Source organism: Ruegeria sp. B11 (genome assembly GCF_056539785.1).
This window is the reverse complement of record NZ_JBQFVO010000002.1, coordinates 588,174-605,818: the sequence shown is the minus strand read 5'-3', so window position 1 is coordinate 605,818 and position 17,645 is coordinate 588,174. Positions and strand designations below refer to the sequence as shown.

The 17,645-nt window shown below is 55.8% G+C and carries 14 protein-coding genes; 2 read left to right on the top strand and 12 right to left on the bottom strand.

Annotated features, from left to right (window positions below; genetic code table 11):
• Window positions 1-4: 4 nt before the first annotated feature.
• Window positions 5-856 carry a carboxylating nicotinate-nucleotide diphosphorylase gene (gene nadC / locus ACR0I1_RS10420; RefSeq protein ID WP_170394237.1) on the top strand — a complete coding sequence of 284 codons (852 nt, stop codon included), beginning with the start codon at window positions 5-7 and terminating at the stop codon, window positions 854-856.
• 289 nt (window positions 857-1,145) lie between these two features.
• Here the strand turns inward: nadC and ACR0I1_RS10415 are convergent, their stop codons facing one another.
• From ACR0I1_RS10415 to ACR0I1_RS10365, 11 genes are all read right to left on the bottom strand, one after another.
• Window positions 1,146-1,805, bottom strand: a complete 660-nt coding sequence (locus tag ACR0I1_RS10415; protein WP_480706308.1) for a sulfotransferase — start codon at window positions 1,803-1,805, stop codon at window positions 1,146-1,148.
• Between the two features lie 12 nt (window positions 1,806-1,817).
• Entirely contained in the window at window positions 1,818-3,101 is a 1,284-nt protein-coding gene (locus ACR0I1_RS10410; RefSeq protein ID WP_480706306.1) for a glycosyltransferase family 2 protein, read from the bottom strand.
• Entirely contained in the window at window positions 3,091-4,176 is a 1,086-nt protein-coding gene (locus ACR0I1_RS10405) for a hypothetical protein (protein WP_480706304.1), read from the bottom strand. Before ACR0I1_RS10405 ends, ACR0I1_RS10410 begins: the two co-directional genes overlap by 11 nt.
• A 613-nt stretch (window positions 4,177-4,789) precedes the next feature.
• Window positions 4,790-6,295, bottom strand: a complete 1,506-nt coding sequence (locus ACR0I1_RS10400; protein WP_170512070.1) for a M81 family metallopeptidase — start codon at window positions 6,293-6,295, stop codon at window positions 4,790-4,792.
• 1 nt (window position 6,296) lies between these two features.
• Complete coding sequence (locus ACR0I1_RS10395; RefSeq protein ID WP_480706302.1) at window positions 6,297-7,940, bottom strand: amidohydrolase; 1,644 nt, start codon at window positions 7,938-7,940, stop codon at window positions 6,297-6,299.
• A gap of 3 nt (window positions 7,941-7,943) precedes the next feature.
• Window positions 7,944-8,888, bottom strand: a complete 945-nt coding sequence (locus ACR0I1_RS10390; protein ID WP_480706300.1) for an oligopeptide/dipeptide ABC transporter ATP-binding protein — start codon at window positions 8,886-8,888, stop codon at window positions 7,944-7,946.
• Entirely contained in the window at window positions 8,885-9,865 is a 981-nt protein-coding gene (locus ACR0I1_RS10385; protein ID WP_170561648.1) for an ABC transporter ATP-binding protein, read from the bottom strand. The genes ACR0I1_RS10390 and ACR0I1_RS10385 overlap by 4 nt, the downstream gene beginning before the upstream one ends.
• On the bottom strand, window positions 9,862-10,719 hold the full coding sequence (locus ACR0I1_RS10380; RefSeq protein WP_170512064.1) for an ABC transporter permease: 858 nt from the start codon (window positions 10,717-10,719) through the stop codon (window positions 9,862-9,864). Before ACR0I1_RS10380 ends, ACR0I1_RS10385 begins: the two co-directional genes overlap by 4 nt.
• An 11-nt stretch (window positions 10,720-10,730) precedes the next feature.
• On the bottom strand, window positions 10,731-11,669 hold the full coding sequence (locus tag ACR0I1_RS10375) for an ABC transporter permease (protein ID WP_170422950.1): 939 nt from the start codon (window positions 11,667-11,669) through the stop codon (window positions 10,731-10,733).
• An 86-nt stretch (window positions 11,670-11,755) separates the two neighbouring features.
• Window positions 11,756-13,321 (bottom strand): ABC transporter substrate-binding protein, encoded by a 1,566-nt coding sequence (locus ACR0I1_RS10370; protein WP_170509482.1) that lies wholly within the window; start codon window positions 13,319-13,321, stop codon window positions 11,756-11,758.
• A 25-nt stretch (window positions 13,322-13,346) separates the two neighbouring features.
• Complete coding sequence (locus ACR0I1_RS10365) at window positions 13,347-15,323, bottom strand: CocE/NonD family hydrolase (protein ID WP_480706297.1); 1,977 nt, start codon at window positions 15,321-15,323, stop codon at window positions 13,347-13,349.
• Between the two features lie 131 nt (window positions 15,324-15,454).
• Between ACR0I1_RS10365 and ACR0I1_RS10360 the strand changes: the two genes are divergently transcribed.
• Complete coding sequence (locus ACR0I1_RS10360) at window positions 15,455-16,258, top strand: helix-turn-helix domain-containing protein (RefSeq protein WP_170407624.1); 804 nt, start codon at window positions 15,455-15,457, stop codon at window positions 16,256-16,258.
• A 65-nt stretch (window positions 16,259-16,323) separates the two neighbouring features.
• On the opposite strand, the gene ACR0I1_RS10355 is transcribed toward ACR0I1_RS10360, so the two are convergent.
• On the bottom strand, window positions 16,324-17,361 hold the full coding sequence (locus ACR0I1_RS10355) for a zinc-dependent alcohol dehydrogenase family protein (RefSeq protein WP_480706295.1): 1,038 nt from the start codon (window positions 17,359-17,361) through the stop codon (window positions 16,324-16,326).
• Window positions 17,362-17,645: the final 284 nt, after the last annotated feature.

Here is a 17,645-nt window from a genome sequence, read left to right as displayed (position 1 = left end):
TATCATGCCCCTAGCCCCGTTGCCCCGAACGATGCTGGAGCCGGTGATCCGCCGCGCACTTGATGAAGATTTGGGCCTCGCCGGAGATGTCACCTCTTCGGCTGTTATTCCTTCGGATCATGTTTCCGAAGTTGTGGCTTGCGCGCGTCAATCCGGATGTATTTCCGGTCTGGATTGTGCTGAATTGGCTTGTGAGCTGATAGATCCGGCGATCAAAGTAATCCGTCATGTCGAGGATGGTGGGACAGTCGCGCCCGGCACAGTGATCGCTACCTTCAAAGGGCCGTCGCGCAGTCTGCTGATTGCCGAACGTACGGCGCTCAACTTCTTGGGTCATCTATCGGGTATTGCAAGTGTGACTGCCGATATGGTTCGCCGCGTCGAAGGCACGCGTGCTGCCATCGTCTGTACCCGAAAAACAACGCCCGGTTTGCGGGCTTTAGAGAAATACGCTGTGCGATCAGGCGGCGGCATGAACCATCGCTACTCCCTAAGTGACGCGGTGCTGATCAAGGACAACCACATCGCTATAGCCGGGGGTGTCCGCCCAGCCTTGACGCGGGCCAAAGAGACAGTCGGTCATATGGTCAAGGTCGAGATCGAGGTCGACACGCTGGAGCAGCTGGCCGAAGTTCTGAAAATCGGTGTTGATGCGGTGCTTCTGGATAACATGGATCCAAGAACCTTAAGCGAAGCTATAGGCATGATTGATGGTCAAGCCATTGCCGAAGCTTCAGGCGGGATAACCCCAGATAATGTGCGGGCTGTGGCGAACACCGGTGTTAATTTGATTTCTATGGGCTGGATCACCCACAGTGCACACTGCCTCGATATTGGTCTGGATTTTGTGCTCTAACAGCACCAAGAGTAAACCAACAGTTACGACGCTCATTGCCCAAATTGTCGAAATCAACGGCCTTTCCAAAAGATTGCCAACGGCAAGAGCATCGCGCGTACCATAGGAATCAAGGCAATCAAAAGGTGCGCGGCGGCGCAGCCTGCCTGTTCAATCTTGTCACTCCGTTAGCCAGCTAAGCTGGGCAAGTTTTAAGTCGCATTCATTCGTCAGAGAGTTGGCGACCGAACCTTTCGTTCTCGCCCACACTCGATTTCTTATGCTGCTTAAATAAGCAGGCCATGACATCTCAATTCGGAGAAACCGCATCGTCGGCGTCATTGCCTCCGGACGTTTTACCCTCATGGCCGAAGAAAGTCGGATCAGTCTCAAAATCAGGCGCAAGGAACTCGGACATCTGGTCAGGGCTGTCTGTTTCTATATTATATATCAATAATTTATCCGGTTGGTCCTTAAAAAATTCGGGCACCTCCTGATGATGCCGGTCCCATTCTTCTGACCAATGATCAATTACCTGATCAACCGACTCGAAATTCATACCCTTACGATAACGCTCGGCATAAAACCCATTGCCATGGTTTCGGCGACTTGCGATCCACCTGTCTTTGTCTCGAGTGTTCAATATGAAATAGGAATTGGGATAATATGCCGCGAGTTGACGAAAATAACGGCAACCTTCAATCACGCGTGAGCCGCTCACCATCTGCATGTCGGTGTAGCCGACCCAACGGTCAATGCCATTGAGCGGCGCATAGCCATACTTAAGATTGTTAGCGAGCGCGCGGGCAAGATTGCCACGCTTGAAGTGAACCGTCGGAATGCCGTTGTTATCTAGAAAGGCGGAAATCGACCTTGTGCCGCACTTGTTGAAACCGACCTGAAATATCCGCCGCGTACGTCCTGCATGGGTAGACAGATATTCAGGATGGGTTTTTGATGATTGCGGCACGAAGTAAGGCTCCTACTCGGACTCTGCGGCGGCTTTCTGGTTCGCGCGCATGGCAACTGAAATAAGCTGACGGGCCGTATGCTCCGTCAGAGGTGTGGTTTGGCCAGCCATCATCAGGCGAGCAAAAAACGCGCGTTCAGGTTCTGACTCCAAAAGTTCCTTAAATCGCTTGTGCCGCCATTCGCAGGCCTTGTCATGTAGCTTCTTCAGTGTGGCATCTGATTTTAGCTCGGTAACCCGAGCAGCCCGTGCCGATTGGTAGTGGGAAATAGAGACGTCCTGATCGCTGTTAAAGTTGTAATCGACCCAATAATCCATGCCGATTTTCTCTTTGAAATGCACCCCACGTCCACGCGCACGTTTGAGCAGAAAGGAGTCCATCGCGCCCAAAGCATAATGGTTAAGCTGAACCCTCATGGTCGTATCTTGGGTATAGTTGGAAAATACCCGCTGGCGGCGATGATCGCCACCAAGCAAACGGCCTGATCCATCATACCAGCGCGCCTCATCCACGCGGGTCTGATCAGGCGAAATTGGCCGATGAATGCCTGGTTTACGGTAAATCCCGTTGTTGCGATAAAGCGTTTTGAACATCGAGGCGCGCCACGGCCAAAGGATGGGTTTGGGGGCGCACGAAGTGAACTGTTGGGTCACCGGCGCATCTTCAAAATAAACGATCCCTGCATTTCCGAATAGCCGCCAGGTGAGCGTGATCGCATCCGCCTCGGGGAGGCTATGGATGAGCGCGTTTAATGAGCCGTCGCCAATATGGATATTTACAAACTCATCAATATCGAGCGCCAATATCCAGTCTGCTTCTTTCAATAGAGGATGTTTGGCGGCTTGTTTCATAGCCTGCCACTGTACGCTCTTATCAGGCTTGGCTTCATGGCTGATATGAGTGATTTGCCCCATCTCTTCGAGTCGGTGCAACATCAGATCGGTGCCATCCGCGCAATCATTTGAGAAGATCAGAAAATCAGTGAATCCAACCATCTGATGATGGGCGAGCCATTCCAACAGGAACGCGCCTTCATCTTTGACCGTCAGGATCGCTAGCTTTCGTGTCATTCTATTCCTTTGATCCGACGCTTCAGTCTGGTCATCTGCCAGACCGCATGTCATGTGGTGCTCATTGAGAATAACGGTTTTGCGGATGTTCTGAACTGCGAATTTCGCGTAGGAACGAAAAAAGTACGGCGCGGCATCATGTTGCCAACTTGGGCGATTTCCAACTCGGTGGTAGGTGGATCTAAAAGGCTGAGAGTGAACCGGATAGATGCACTTATTGTTCAATTAGCCGTCTTAGCCCGACAGCTCCGTTTGCAAGTGCAGATCGGCGGTAAGACTTCAGTGCTACCTGCAGATCGCCGAGTTCTGCATCACTCGCCCCTGAAATGCGGGTCAGGCTTGCCTCCAACCCATTGTCAGCAATCAGCATTGGTGGTCGGTAACAGGCCTCTGACCAGCGGTCCATGACGATCGGCACACAGAATCCACCCGAAGAGGACAGGGCAGATGTGATCTTGATCCGTTGATATTGTTCATAGTCAAATGGCATGAGCGGATGTATCACCTGAGCGCCCGCCAGTGCGTTAAAATACGCGGCATGCCCCACCTGCCCGCTGTCGTCCAAAGGCACGCACGTAAAACGCGCGTCAAGCTTTCGGTCCTGGATCTCACTTTCAACCTTGGCGCGATCTCCGCCTCCTGACGGCAGAATGAAATGTAGATTCTGAAAGGCGTCCGGTCGATTGCCAAGAAGATCCAGCAGGCCAGGGTAATCACGTGTCCGCATGTTAACGTTGCCGGGGATCACGACCTGACGCGGCTGGCCCAACTTTGGTTCCGGATCATCGATCCAATAAAACGGCTCCAACGTCGCGATCCTGTCCATATGGGCTTTGCCCACCCGGCTGATCCATTCAGCCGTGACATGTGCACTCAGGCTGATGTAGCGCGCATTTGGCATCTGAAGCGTCTCGCGCAGGGGTGCCATATGGTTGAACTGATCCAGATTATGCAGGACCATGATCAATGGCTTCTTCACTCCATGCGCCCAGCTTGCCGCTTTTGGACGACTCAAAGAGGCCATCAGGACGAAGTCATGTTCGGCCGCTTCAATTGCAGCCATAGTAGACTTGATATGTTTTGGTGCATCCGCAGCCCGGTAATCCGGTGTGCTCAAAGGCACATACTCAACATCAAATTCCAATCCCGGCACCAAGGCCATGATATCTCCGCGCAGCTTTAAGATCCGGCGATGCAGAAAGATTCGTGGTCGGTACCCGTTGGCATTACAGGCGGCCACCAAGCTGGGGATGACTTCTTCATGGCGCGGTTCAAATTGTACAATTGCACAGCGCTTCATAGTTTCTTCCTGTTGCCTGGGTTGCCTCGGGCCCTCGTTTTCGGTTTGACCCTGTGGAAGTTGTCTATCGATAGCTACACTTGCCGTCTACATCCAACGCCGAACAGGCCGGATCTCAGACCAGTTTGTTTGAGCGGAGGTATCCGGTGTGATGGTATTTCCCAGCGTTGCGGTTTCGTTCACTATTCCGATAAAAAGCGGGTTTTAGCAGATCATCACAATCTGGGTCTGTAACTCCGCGGGTCTCGCGTAGATGACTGGCGTGTGATTTAGGGAATAAGGGCTCAAGACGCGCTTTATGTGCGCCAGCCAACCAATATAAGTCAGACATCTTCACCGCTCGATTTCGAACCGTGAATCGCGCTAGCAAGGTCCGTTCGCTGGGTCGGGATTTGCTGCAGGGTTGCTCTATCAAAGCTTGGTCGTAATGGGCTTGGGTTTCTGCCGAACAGAAGCGGTTTAAGCCCTATCTTCTGTAGGTTTGAAGCGAATGATGACGCAGCATTGTCAAAACGTGAAGCGAGAAGTTTCCAATCTCTTAGTTTACAAGCGGGATATCAATGCAGTTTCTGCACCTGCTATGTCGATTGCGAGCTGCGATGCGGGTGGGAAATCAATGGGTTCTGGTTTTGGGTCCACGTGTTTCGATGCGGCGTTTGCCTGCGATGTTGTAGTAGGGGATCTGGTCCAGATCGCAGAGAAAGGTGCCTGGAGCGGCAACGGCTTTCACGTCGCTTGCGATGGGTTGGAAATCCGCCCGGAAATGTGTGGTGCTTTTGACACAGATCACTGAATAGGATGTGGGATTCAGGCCGATATGGGTGAAATGAGCGCGGTCTAGGCATTGGTTGCGCACACTGGTGACGACCAAGTCTATCTTCGCGCCAGACTCTATCATCCTCAGAGCGGCCGTTTTGCCAAGCGTCGCGATGCCGCCTCCGTACATCTCACCTGAGTATCGGCAGATGCCATCTCCGATGGCCAGAACTTCGAACTTTGCCTCAACGGGGTGGAGCCCGGGCAGACCTGATTTTCCGCCGATGGCCAGGTTCAGTTTTGCGCCTTGGCCTGCACGATGCGCTTTCTCTGCGCTTTCGGCGTCGTGGAAGAGACCCATCAAAACCTCCTGCGCTTCCCCCTCGATCAAAGCGGCCAGAAGTCCGGTGGTATCGGATGTGCCGCCTGCGCCTGCGTTGTCCTGTACATCCGCTAACACGAGCGGTTTGTCGCGATGCGAACGACAGGCCAGAACGGCTTCGTCCAACGACAACATAGAGCAGTCCACATCAGGTTCGCGGGCCAGAAAAAGGTCGACTATTTGATCTACTGCGGCGGTCGCTTGCGCGGCACTGGTCGCGTAGGCAACGCAGGACGGACCAGTATCGGGATAATCTGCCGCTGTAAAACCCAGTGCGATTTCTGCATAGACATGGGCCTGTTCGAACCGGGTGGGCAACTGATAAATCTCATCAAACGGTGCGGCCCAGGTGTATTGCGCATGCAATGGGATCAGATAGGGCACCTGCCGGAAGGCTTTGTGCAGCTTTTCTCCTGCCAGTAGCCTTTGCAGAACCGGTACGCATCGTGCACCGGTTTCGCCCATATCGAGGTGCGGGTACGTGCGGAAAATTGCCAGATAGTCCGCCTGCGAGATCATCTGGTCAGAGATATTGGCATGCAGGTCCAGGCTCGCCACGACCGGAACGTCCTGCCCTACCAGATCACGTACTCGGCGCAACAGTTCTCCCTCACCATCGGCAAGGCTTTCAGTCACCATGGCACCGTGCAGGTCGAGATACACTCCGTCCAGCGGTCCCGCGCCGCGAAGGCCATCCAAGATCATAGTACATATCTTCTCGAACGCGTGATCCGTGACATGAGCGCTAGGTTCTGCCGCACACCACAGGATTGGGAAAAGCTCGAAACCTGCCTGGTTCGCGGCGGAAGAAAACCCGGCGATGGGTAGGTTCATGCCTTTGGTGTCTGCGATGACACGCGCGCCATGCAACATTTCGGGCCAGGAATCTGCCATCTCGAACTCGGGCAGACCCGCTTTGGTCGCTCCGAAGCAGTTGGTTTCGTGTTGAAATCCGGCAATGGCAATGCGTTTCGCTGTCATTCTAAAACTCCAGTTCTTTTCTGGATTTGGTGGCGCCAAACACAATCTGTCCTCGCCGGATGGTTGCAACAATTGATGTGTCGAGCAGCCGTTCAGGATCATCTAGGGGATTGCGAGAAAGGATGGCGAAATCTGCCAGTTTTCCGGGCTCAATCGAACCGCGCTGATCTTCTTTAAACACTTGCCACGCCGCATCGATGGTTTGTGCCCGTAGCGCAGACAGTACGCTGACCTTTTCCTTTTCACCCAGTTGCCGGCCGGATGCAGTCAGTCGATTCACCGCGCAATGCGCCAGATGGATGGGCCGCGTTGGCGTAACCGACGCGTCATTGTGGATCGTATAGCGTACACCGTATCGTTCCGCAGTTGCGGCTGGCGAAATCCGTTCAGCGCGTTCCGGGCCGAGGAAGGTATCGTAGTGTCGGTCCCCCCAGAAATGCACATGTGCTGAAAAGAAGCTGACAGTTATTCCAAGCCGCGCCATGCGGTCCAGTTGATCGTCGCGCAGAACCTGGCCGTGGATGATGGTATGGCGGTGATCGTCTCGCGGATGCGCTAACAAGGCCTTGTCCACCGCATCGATGAACATCTCGGCCCCGGCATCCCCGTTGCAATGGCAGTGGATCTGAAACCCCATAGCGTGTAGGCGGAGAACCTCGGTATCCATGTCGACCTGCGTGGCATAGATCATGCCACAGGGGTGATCGGGGTCCAGCGACTTGTAGTAGGGCGCAGACAGATAGGCAGTCTGCAATTGGAATGCGCCATCGGTAAACAGCTTGCGCGCACCCAGCGTAAAATGTGGGTTTCCGGGCCAGTTATCGTCGATCCAGCCCTGGCTCAGAGCCGGTTCCAGATCGGCAATTGGCAACAATTCCAAATCAATGCCGGGATCCTGATCGGCAGGAAGGCTGGTAAAGTGGTCGAGCATAACCTGCGATGCCCAAGCGTTCTGTGCATAAGTTACTCCGTGGGACAAATACTCATCACGGCAGGCGTTGAACCCTTGCCAGAACCTGTCCCGGTCGATCAGAAAATCAGTGTCGCCCATTTCGCCCATGGCCGACAGCCCTTCGACCAGCCCCGTCAGGGCGCCGGTATCGGGGTCGCGGCCATAACGCCCTCCGGCCGGGTCCGGGGTGTCGCGATTGACGCCATGCAGCTTCAGCGCCATCGAATTGGCCACGCCATTGTGACCCGAAGCATGCAGAACCCAGATTGGATGCGCCGTTGAGACATCATCCAGTTCGGCCCGGGTAGGCATGCGGCCTTCTGAAATGGCGGTGTTGTCGAACAAAACGCCCATCACCCAATCGCCCTCGGGCGTCTCTTCGGCTCGGCAGCGCAGCTTTTCCAAAGCTTGCGCCATATCCATACACACGCCGCGTGGAGGTGATGCAAGATCAACCCGAAACAGCTGGATGAAGCCGGGATCTGGGAAGTGGCCGTGCGAGTCGATGAAGGCTGGGATCAGGGTCTGGCCAGCTAGGTCATATACACCCGCATCGGATGACATCCGCCGACGCAGCGTTGCTTCGTCCCCCACCGCAATGATGACATCGTCCCGCACCAACACCGCCTCGGGTCGGGAATTGTCGGCGTCCATCGTCAGGATGGGACCGCCGAAATAGAGTGTTTCCCTCATCCTTTAGTGACCCGGAGCAGGCGCACCCGACAAGGGTGCGAGACAGCGCAGCCCGTGGCCCGCCGCAACCTCCCATTGCGGTGTCTGTGTGCAGATGTCTTTGGCAAACGGGCATCTTTCGCGGAACTCACAGCCCGACGGACGTTGCAAGAGGCTGGGCGGCTCACCTTTGAGCGCGATCCGTTCAAGGCGCGCATCGGGGTCCGGCTCGGGGTTGGCGCTGAGCAGGCAGCGGGTATAGGGGTGGCGCGGATCGTCGAAGATCGCCTCTGTCGTGCCTTCCTCGACCAGTCGACCCAGATACATAATGCCCATGCGGTCTGCCACGTGGCGCACCACGTTCAGGTTGTGGGTGATGATCACCATCGCCAGGCCCAGGCGTTCCCGCAGGTCATTGAGTAGGTTCAGCAGCTCACCCTGTACCGAGACATCCAGCCCCGCCGTTGGTTCATCCGCCAGGATCAGTTTCGGCTCCAGCGCCAAAGCGCGGGCAACACCAACCCGTCGTGCCTGGCCACCGGACAATTGATAGGGGTAGCGGTCCGCGAAATGCACCGGCAGGTTCACCATTTCCAGCAGACGCTTGGCTTCGGCATCCAGATCGCGATCTTTCATGCCCTGAATGCGATAGGGTTCCGTGATCAGGCTTCGAATTGTCAGGCGTGGTGACAAGCTGCCCACAGGGTCCTGAAACATCATCGCCATGTCTTTGCGCAGCGGACGCATTACCCGTTCCGGCGCGCCTCGTATCTCTTGCGTGTCAAACACGACCGAACCGGCCTGCGCCGGGGCCAGGCCCGCAATCGCACGGATGACAGTTGTCTTGCCCGAACCGCTTTCGCCGACAAGCGCATAGGTTTCGCCAGCTTCGACCTCAAAGCTGACGCCCGCCAGCACGTTGACCGGGCCATAGCTGGTTTGCAGGTCTTGGACATTCAGCAGGCTCATGTCACGGCCTCCTCATGGTTCAGCCAGCAGGCGGCGTGATGCCCTTCTTTCAGACGATCCAAGGGCGGAACGTCCGTTGCGCAGCGTGGCATCGCCTGATCGCAGCGGTCGCGGAAAATACAGCCGCCGGGCAGGTTGGCCAGATCGGGCACTTCGCCCGGAATAGTTGGCAGAACCCGCGCGCGTTCCTTGATATGGCCGGGATCGCAATCAATCAGACGGCGTGTGTAAGGGTGCTTGGGATTGTGAAAAATCTCGCGCACCTCGCCGCTTTCGACCACGGCGCCTGCGTACATTACCACTACGCGATCACAGAGTTCCGCGATCACACCCAGATGGTGCGAGATGAACAGGATGGCGCAATCGAACTCGCGCTGCAGCTCTTGCAAGCGCTCAATGATTTGCACCTCAAGCGTGGCGTCCAGCGCGGTGGTCGGCTCATCCGCGATCAGCAGGTCGGGTTCTGAAATCAACGCCATGGCAATGGCGATCCGCTGTCGCATTCCGCCAGAAAACTCGTGCGGAAACTGCTTTAAGCGCGCTTCAGGGTCCGGAATTCCAACAGCCCCCAGCATCTTTGCCGCATTGGCCAGTTTTACCTGCCTGCTTGTCTTTGATCGATGCTGAATATCGACCATCTGCTGGCCAATGGTTAGAACCGGATTGTGGGTCTGCATCGGGTCCTGAAAGATGATTGAGATATCGGCCCCGCGCAGATCACGCATCCTGCGTTCAGGCACTTGCAACAGATCCTGCCCCTTAAAGCGTATTTCGCCTTGCCGGAACCGCGTATTCGGTGCGGTCAGCCGCAGGATCGACGAGATCAAGGTTGATTTTCCGCAACCAGACTCACCGACAATACCCACGATCTCACCTTTGCGGATGTCAAAGGTGAGATCCCGCAATGCCTTGAGATCTCCGCGTGCCGTTTCATAATCGACGCTGAGGTTCTCGATTTCCAGAAGAGTTTCGGTCATCGCTGTTTCCTCAGTTTGGGATCAACCACGTCGCGCAGCGATTCCCCTAAAAACGTAAAGCCCAGGGTTGCCAGAATGATCGGCAGACCGCCGCCCACCACCAGCCAAGGTGTCTGTCGGATCAGGGAATACCCGTCCTTCAGAAGTGCGCCCCAACTGGGGGTTGGGGGCTTCACGCCAAGCCCGAGAAAGGACAGCCCCGCCTCAAGCGCGATTACCGTCGGGATGTCCATAGCAGCCAGGACGGCCAAAACCCCCACGATATTTGGTAGCATGTGCACACCCAAGATGCGGGCCATGCTGGCCCCCATCGACCGCTCGGCCAGAATGAACTCGGAGTTGCGCAACGTCAGGGTCTGCGTTCGCGCCACACGGCCATAGGTTGGGATCGAAGTCGCCATCACCACGAACACAACCGTTTGCAAACTGGGACCGACCAGGGCCACAACGGCCAGCGCGAACATCACGGTTGGGAAGGATCGGATGGTGTCAAAGAACAACATCAACAGGTTGTCGAGCCATTTTGGCCCATACCCCGCAATCATTCCCAAGGTTAGGCCAATTGCCATAGCACCAAAGACGGCAGGCAAGGCGACTTTCAACGCAACCTGACCGCCGGCAATCACGCGGGAAAACGTATCGCGGCCAAGTTGGTCCGTACCCAGAAGGTGCTCGGCAGACGGGCCTTGCAACCGGGCTTTGATATCCATGGCCACAGGATCATAGGGCACAATCCAATAGGCGAAAATCGCACAGAAGACGATGGTGCCGACAATGACCAAACCAATCAGACCCAGAGGGTCGCGGGCGACGCCGACAATGATCTGACCAAGTTCAGAACGAGATTTTTCCATTTCGGCTTTCCTCAATGCGCTTGTCTAGCGCGTGGGTCGAGCCACGCATTGATCAGGTCCGCCAGTGCGGTCGACACGACGAACAAACCGGTTGAGATCAGAACCGAGCCCATGACAATCGGGTAATTGCGGGTGGTTATGCTGTCGATCACCAGCTTGCCCAGACCCGGGCGCGCGAACACTATTTCGGCGAATACGGCCGAGCTCAGCAGGAAACCCATGCCGACGCCGATCACCGTGACAACCGGAAGAATGGCGATACGCAAGGCATAAACCATCACCACGCGGCGCTCTGCGATACCGAAGGCTCGTGCGGTCCGAACGTGGTTTTCGCCTAAGACTTCCAACATCGAGGCGCGCACCAACCGCGCGATGTAGCCCACCCAGCTTAGCCCGATGGCAAAGGCGGGCAAAACGAGGTGATCAATGCGACCCCAGAAGCCTTCGCCCGCGCCGATGGCTGGAAACCACTGAAGATGCACGGCAAAGACCAATAGCGACAGAAGTGCTACGACAAAGGCGGGTGCTGCAACAAAACTGACCGAAATCGCCGCCGCAATTCGGTCGATCAGAGTGTTCGGATGGGCGGCGGCATATGCCCCAAGCGCAATTCCCAAGGTGGCGGACCACAGGATCGACGCAAAGATCAGTTCCAGAGTGTAGGGTAGCTGCTGAAACACGATATCTGTCACGGATCGGCCCGAGAATACGTCGATTCCCAGATCGCCACGGACCAGGTTTCCATAGAATATGACCAGCTGTTTCCAGATTGGTTGATCCAGCGCCAACGCAGCGGTGAGCTGGGCCTGAAGCTCAGGTGTTGCGCGTGGCCCCAACATGATCTGGACCGGGTCCCCGGGGACGGCGCGGATCATCAGGAACATGACGGTAACCGCCACGAACAGGATAAGCAGCGCTAGCCCGAAGCGGCGGGTTGCAAACTTCAACATGAAAAGCTGGCTCCTTGTGGATGGGTGGCGAGCTGTTTTGTCCGGCGGGCGTCAAACCCCGCCGGACATAGCCGACCTTGGGGAGGTCAGGTCGCCTTGCCGAAATACCGCAGCAGTGCCAGACCGTCGGGTCTTAGCGCGGGGGTGACACGAGCCGAATGAATCACCGGTGTCGCCTCGTGGGTGATAAAGCGGTAGGCACCACTTTCTTCCATCAGATCCTGCGCCCGCTGATACATCTCAGCGCGTTTGGCCACATCCGCTTCCTTGAATGCCGAGTTGTGAATTTCGTCAAATTCAGCGTTGCTGAACCGCTCCCAGTTCCAGATGCCGACCTGTTCGGTGGTGAACCAAGCCGTCGCATAATATGGATCGGGGGTCATCGAGAAGCGGTTCAGAACCAGTTGCAGGTTCTCGTTGTCTCCGCTTGCCCAGAATGCACCGGATTCCAGTACGTTGACTTCGACCGTGATCCCGATCTGCGCCAGAGTTGCCTGAATGATCTGAGCCGTCGTTGTGAAAGTGGTCTTGTTCAGCGTGTCCAGCGTAAGCGTCACATTGGTCTCGCCAGATTCCGCCAGCAATTGCGCCGCTTTCTCGAAGTTTGCCGCCGGAGGGACCAGAGATTGTGGGCGGTGGCCCGCAAGGCCAGGTGCGATGATGCCTGTCGAGGGTTCAGCGGCTCCAAAATAGGCCGCCTCTAGGATGCTTGGTACGTCGACTGCATGTTGAATCGCCTGACGCAGTTTTGGGTTCTGAAGCTTGGGGTGATCCAGATTCATGCCCAACCAGACATAGAACAGTGAGGGTTTCTCGACCAAAGATCCGCCGTTCGGAACACCGGCCCGATAGCGTTCAACCGATCCCAGCGAAACCCGAGTCATGTCCAGTTCGCCCGCCTCAAAGGCGATCTCGGCGGTGTTTTCGTCGTCGATCGGCAGGATTTCGATTGTGTCCCATGTTGGTGCGTCACCCTTCCAATCCGGGTTGCGCTTAAGCACGGTTTTTTCTTTGGGTGACCAGCTGTCCCGCAGATAAGGGCCGGATTCAGCGACCGGATCAGCCCCGATGCGGCCCCCTGCGGCCTCGACCGCAGCTTTCGAGACGATGTTGCCGGTTATGTAGGGCAGGGCGATCGACCAAATCGGAGCAAACGGCTCGTTCAGAACGATGGTACCTTCGCGTTCGCTGCTCACTTCGACATGGCTGAACGGACCCAAATCGGGCTTGTTCGGGCTTTCGGTCGCATCGTCCACGATGCGCTCCATGCTGAATTTCACGTCTTCAGCGGTCATCGCACCGAAGCCATTGGTGAAACCGATATCATCGCGTAGGGCGAACTTGATATGGGTCGGGTCAACCTGCTCGATCATCGCCGCCGCATCCAGCTGCCAACCCCATTCCTCGCCGGGCTTGTATTGGATCAACTTGTTGTAAATCGAGGCATGCACTTCTTCTTCGACAACACCGACGGAATGTGCGGGGTCCATGTTCTGGGCATCACCATAGGCGCGCACCCGCAACACCCCGTCATCAGCGGCGAAGGCGCGATTGGCCCAGCTTGCAGGCAGCGCGGATGCCGCCCCAAGCGCAGTTGCCCCTTTCAAGAAGCCCCTGCGCCCGACATTTGCTTTTGTCCATTCGATTTTCATGATGTTCTCCCTTGGGTCAGATCGTTTACAGAAGCCTGCGCGGGATGGTTTTGTTCCATTCCTTTGTCAGAACTTCTGTTTTGTCCGCGCCTTCGGTGGCGCGCAGTTTTCGATGCAGATAGAAATTCTCGACGTCACAGGTCATCGCGTTTTCGGTGCTGATCTCGACCTGCCATTCGTCCCTCTCAAACGTGAAACGCCAGCCCGCCTTGAATTGCGCGGTCGCTGGGTCATCGGGATGGATCGCATAGCGCATGGCGACGTGGCTTCCGACGATCAGGCCGTGGCCGGGGTCCTGTGCTTTGCCGTAGTCGTCGAATGTCTCAAGTACGACGGTTCCGTCCGCTTCGATGCGCCGTTCGGATCGGCCCGACGGCGCGCGCAGCTCGGTGCTTTGCAACGTCGGATAATCCTGCGCTGGTCCGGGATGTGCAGGATCAGCTTCCTCAGACATCGTCCGAACCGGCAAATACAGCGCCGAACCTTGCAGTTGTAACGTCACCTCTGCCGCTTCTGGCGCGGGCCAAACGATAGGCCAGTAAGCGGTAGACAGCGCAAGACGCAGGATATGACCGGGTTTCACGCGATGCGCGCACTCATTTAGTGCGATTTCCGCACTGTAGACCTGACCGGGAACCAACGCTTCAGGGGTCTCGTGGCTCTTGTAGTGCGTCAGGTTCAGCGCCCGATAGGTGATCCGCTGAGAAACCCCATCCGGGGCGACATCACACAACCGCGCTATCAGTTGGACTACCGGTCTGTCCACGGTGAAGGACAGTTTCAGTCGCGCCCGTCCAAGCAGTTCAAGCGGTTTGTCCAGCGGTGCCGTATCGAAACAAAGCGACAGTGCGTCATCGGCTGCTTGATCTTCGGCCAACTCATTGTCGATCCGCATGCCCGGGCAGAAATACCCGCCAGCCTGTCCGATATGGGCTGGATTCGATACGGTTGTCTCGGCCGTAATGGCGACGTCGGAGAACCCACCCAATCCCAAATGCCAGACTTCATCACTGACATTGGGCGACGGCCATTCTGTCTCGGCGATCCAGCGGCCCTGCCTGGGTTTGTTCTTTTTGCTCGGGCCAAAATGATCCTGCATATAGGTTCGGTAGGCGGGCAGGTCTTCGGCGCCATTCTGCTGCCCCTTCAGCCAGCGATCAAACCAGCCGATCACCTCGGAATGGAAATCCCCTGCCTCCAGTTTCGAGATATGCGGATAGCGGTGCTCCCACGGTCCGATCAGCGCCTTTGACGGCACGGCCAGATTTGCTGCCAGCGCTGGCGGAGCGTTGACATATGCATCCGACCAACCCGTTATCGCAAGAACCGGAGCTTGAATCGCCGACCAATCCTCGCAAACCGAGCCATGTTTCCAGAACGCGCTGCGCGTTGGATGACGCAGCCAATCGGCTGCTGAGAATGGTACATTCTCAAGTCGGGCAAGCCAGACTTCTCGCCAATCAGATCGCAGCTCGGGGTCTGCGGGCCGTGTCAAATAGGCGAACATCTGACTGCCCCAGTTAATATTGTCGCTTAACAGGCAGCCGCCCATGAAATGTATGTCATCGGCGTACCGATCCACGGTCGAGGCAACACTGACCACCGCCTTGAGCTCGGGCGGATGGCGAAAGGCCAGCTGCAGCCCATTGAATCCTCCCCAGGAGATACCGATCATCCCAATGTTTCCGTCGCACCAGATTTGTGCGGCGATCCAACTCAGAACGGCTTCACCATCGCGGAGTTCCTGTTCCGAATACTCGTCGTCGAACTGCCCCTCGCTATCACCGGTTCCGGCAATGTCGACGCGGATGCAGGCGTATCCTGCCTCGGCAAATACTGGATGAGTGGTTGCATCTCGCGGCGCAGTTCCATCCCGCTTGCGATAGGGGAGGTATTCCAGAATGGCGGGTGACGGCCCGGTTTCGGGCAACCAAATTCGTGCAGCCAGTTTCCGACCATCCGGCAGTGGGATCCAGGTGTTTTCGATGATTTTTGTGGACATTCGGAGCGAGGTCCCGTTGTTGCGTTTGGTACAGCCAACCCGCATTCCGAAAATTATTGAACTGAGCTACTTTACGCGCTTTTATTCAATCTTTAGCATTATAGCGTCAAAACGCGAAAGAAATGACGCTTATGTCCGAAAGTTTTTCCGCAAATTTACGGTCTTTGTGCGCCGAGCGAGGCAATATCTCGCAAGTCTGTCGAGAAATCGGCCTGAACAGGCAGCAGTTTAATCGCTACCTCAACGGCGAAAGCTTGCCATCAGCCCACAACCTGCGCCGTATCGCTCGGTATTTCGATCTGCCTGAGGCGCAGCTTTTTGCGCCTCGGACAGATTTTGAAGAAACTTTGAAAGACTCGATCGTCCGTCGGAAAGAAACTCCTGCCAGCTTGTTTGTTAAGCCGTACAGTGATCAGGTGAAGAATCTCAGACGCTATGTGGGCTTCTATCATTCTTTCTTTTGCACCCCGTCTTGGCAGGGGCGCATTTTTTGTTCTCTGATCCGACTTAAGGAGGTGGATGGCGTCGTGACGATCCGCTCGCACGAAAACGCCACGTCCCCGGACAAAAGCGTTCGGCAGATTTCGCGCTACGAAGGGCTGGTTGCCCTGCGCGGTAACAGGATCTTCGCCACCGAACATGAATGCGGCAAGGAAGGAAGCATTGCGCAGACCATCCTTTATTCCGCACATCGCCAACAGCTAAAATACTTGCGTGGCATGACAATGGGTGTGGCTTGGCGGCCGTTTCCACACCCTTATGCGGCGAAAACAATCTGGAAACGGCTTGATGAGCGCATTACCGCCCGTGAAGCGCTCACTGCCTGCGGTGTCTATTCAGAACAGAGTAAATCAATCGACCTGGCGGTCCGAAAGTACCTTTTGGGATCAGGCGATGCCCATTTTTCAGCGATACCAACAGAACTTGCCAATTGAGTGATGCATTTTGAAATCGCCGTTTAGTGGCGCCATTTTCGCACGGGGCGGATCCTGTTTGTGACTCAGAACCTTGTGATGACCGTCGCACCGATTGAGGTAAACTTATCCATCCCTATCAAGGCCTTGGGTGCGTCTTCCAGGCTGATTTTTTCCCCCACCAACCGCGCCGGATCCAACTTGCCATTTTTAATCATGTCGAGCATCGCGCCATAGCGATGCGCCTGCATCCCGTGCGAACCAAGCAATTCGATCTCTTGTCCTACGATCTTTGGCATGGGTACTGCTGGCGAAGCGTGATCACCCAGCATCAGACCGACCTGAATGTGCTTGCCGCGCGGACGCAGGCAGAGGATCGAGTTGGTCATAGTGACGGGATGACCCAAAGCGTCGATTGACACATGGGAGCCGCCTTTGGTGATTTCGCGGATCGCTTCGGGAACATCAGCATCTGTACCGTTAATGGTCGCAACTGCACCCAGTTCTTGCGCAAGTTCGAGTCTGGCTTCGTCTAGATCAACCCCGATGACATTGGCCCCGACGGCGGCAGCAATCATAACGGCTGACAGACCGACCCCACCGCAGCCATGTACGGCAACCCATTGACCGGCCGAGACCCTTCCTTGATCGACGACCGCGCGGAATGAAGTGGCAAACCTGCAGCCAAGGCTGGCGGCGGTTGCAAATTCCATGGTTTCAGGCAGCGCGACCAAATTAAGGTCAGCCTGATGAATTGGCACATATTCCGCGAAACTGCCCCAATGGGTAAAGCCGGGTTGCTCTTGATACAGACAGACTTGTTGATGCCCTGCGTGACATTCGCTGCACGTTCCGCAGCCGCAGACGAAAGGCACGGTTACCTTGTCGCCAACTTTCCAGTTCTTTACATCCCGTCCGACGGCTTCGACCACGCCAGCCAACTCATGACCGGGTATGTGAGGCAGCTCGATATCACTGTCATGCCCCATCCACCCGTGCCAATCGCTGCGACAAACGCCAGTGGCTTCGACCTTCAGAACAACGCCATGAGTATCGGGTGCAGGGTCGTCGACTATGACAACCTTGGGGGTTTGTTGGAACTTCTCGAACAGGACAGCCCTCATAGTGTGCTCTTTCATTTTTTCGAAAAGTTGTGTGAACCTAAACCAACTCAGCCGAACTGATCCAGCCTTAGGGATGAACCCAAGTTGTGGCATTTTAGCACTATTTTAACCAAATCCAGTTTTAGACAAATTTAAGAAATCCACTCTCCTTAAACTTGCGCATATCTTTCTTTAGGTGGTGATGGGGAAATTCCCAAAAGCAATGTGTTGCTTTTGGGTGCAGCTCTTCTTTGCCTTCTGTGCTGGTGAATTGGGTTGTAGGGTCTCAAGGTGTCAAAGTTTTC

Coding starts and splice junctions, on each gene's coding strand:
- nadC (WP_170394237.1), top strand. CDS start 5: ATGCCCCTAGCCCCGTTGCCCCGAACGATGCTGGAGCCGGTGATCCGC.
- ACR0I1_RS10405 (WP_480706304.1), bottom strand. CDS start 4,176: ATGAAGCGCTGTGCAATTGTACAATTTGAACCGCGCCATGAAGAAGTC.
- ACR0I1_RS10400 (WP_170512070.1), bottom strand. CDS start 6,295: ATGACAGCGAAACGCATTGCCATTGCCGGATTTCAACACGAAACCAAC.
- ACR0I1_RS10395 (WP_480706302.1), bottom strand. CDS start 7,940: ATGAGGGAAACACTCTATTTCGGCGGTCCCATCCTGACGATGGACGCC.
- ACR0I1_RS10390 (WP_480706300.1), bottom strand. CDS start 8,888: ATGAGCCTGCTGAATGTCCAAGACCTGCAAACCAGCTATGGCCCGGTC.
- ACR0I1_RS10385 (WP_170561648.1), bottom strand. CDS start 9,865: ATGACCGAAACTCTTCTGGAAATCGAGAACCTCAGCGTCGATTATGAA.
- ACR0I1_RS10380 (WP_170512064.1), bottom strand. CDS start 10,719: ATGGAAAAATCTCGTTCTGAACTTGGTCAGATCATTGTCGGCGTCGCC.
- ACR0I1_RS10375 (WP_170422950.1), bottom strand. CDS start 11,669: ATGTTGAAGTTTGCAACCCGCCGCTTCGGGCTAGCGCTGCTTATCCTG.
- ACR0I1_RS10370 (WP_170509482.1), bottom strand. CDS start 13,321: ATGAAAATCGAATGGACAAAAGCAAATGTCGGGCGCAGGGGCTTCTTG.
- ACR0I1_RS10365 (WP_480706297.1), bottom strand. CDS start 15,323: ATGTCCACAAAAATCATCGAAAACACCTGGATCCCACTGCCGGATGGT.
- ACR0I1_RS10360 (WP_170407624.1), top strand. CDS start 15,455: ATGTCCGAAAGTTTTTCCGCAAATTTACGGTCTTTGTGCGCCGAGCGA.
- ACR0I1_RS10355 (WP_480706295.1), bottom strand. CDS start 17,361: ATGAGGGCTGTCCTGTTCGAGAAGTTCCAACAAACCCCCAAGGTTGTC.